The sequence below is a fragment of the Algibacter sp. TI.3.09 genome, assembly GCF_038154905.1.
Classification (GTDB): Bacteria; Bacteroidota; Bacteroidia; order Flavobacteriales; family Flavobacteriaceae; genus Algibacter.
The window spans coordinates 1-317 of record NZ_JBAKAN010000034.1; the positions used below are offsets into that span (position 1 = coordinate 1).

The 317-nt window shown below is 30.3% G+C and carries 1 protein-coding gene; it reads right to left on the reverse strand.

What is annotated here, in order from left to right; translation table 11 throughout:
• The coding region (locus tag V6246_RS18210) for a LysM peptidoglycan-binding domain-containing protein (RefSeq protein ID WP_341561869.1) at positions 1 to 317 on the reverse strand (317 nt) is incomplete at both ends.

Sequence of the window (317 nt, forward strand, 5' to 3'; positions counted from 1 at the left end):
CCAACTTTTAATCCTGTTTTTTTCAATTCAGGATTTAAAGCTTCTAGATCTTCTTGAGTTAAACCTAATTTTAATTTTAGACGATAAAATCCTTCTTTCGGTAATTCTTTATAGTATCCGTAAGTTTCATCAACCTTTTTAATATCTTCTTTATCTAAATTAGGAACATTTATTTCTTGTCCTTCTTGTAGTACAGCACCCATTTTAGGATTAAGCGCTACTAACTCTTCTAAAGTAATTCCGAATTTATAAGCAATACGCCACTTACCTTCTTTGGCTTGTACCAAATATGGTTTTGTATTCTTTACTTCATCAAC